Origin of the sequence: Bartonella gabonensis, from assembly GCF_903679515.1 — a bacterium.
GTDB lineage: Bacteria > Pseudomonadota > Alphaproteobacteria > Rhizobiales > Rhizobiaceae > Bartonella > Bartonella gabonensis.
Genome location: NZ_CAHOYM010000116.1, coordinates 1 through 526 on the forward strand (window position 1 = coordinate 1; position 526 = coordinate 526).

1 rRNA gene is annotated in these 526 nt (G+C 54.4%); it reads left to right on the forward strand.

The annotated features are described in order from the left end of the window. Window positions 1-526: ribosomal RNA gene (locus HWX04_RS08915) — 23S ribosomal RNA — on the forward strand; the annotation flags it as partial.

The following is a 526-nucleotide window of genomic DNA, read 5'->3' on the forward strand; positions in this document are numbered from 1 at the left end:
GTTTGAGGTTCTAACCCAGGTCCCTTATCGGGATCGGGGACAGTGCATGGTAGGCAGTTTGACTGGGGCGGTCTCCTCCCAAAGCGTAACGGAGGAGTTCGAAGGTACGCTAGTTACGGTCGGACATCGTGACGATAGTGCAATGGCATAAGCGTGCTTAACTGCGAGACTGACAAGTCGAGCAGATGCGAAAGCAGGACATAGTGATCCGGTGGTTCTGTATGGAAGGGCCATCGCTCAACGGATAAAAGGTACTCTGGGGATAACAGGCTGATACCGCCCAAGAGTTCATATCGACGGCGGTGTTTGGCACCTCGATGTCGGCTCATCTCATCCTGGGGCTGTAGTCGGTCCCAAGGGTATGGCTGTTCGCCATTTAAAGAGGTACGTGAGCTGGGTTTAAAACGTCGTGAGACAGTTTGGTCCCTATCTTCCGTGGGCGCTGCAGATTTGAGGAAGCCTGCTCCTAGTACGAGAGGACCGGAGTGGACACACCTCTGGTGTATCGGTTGTCACGCCAGTGGCA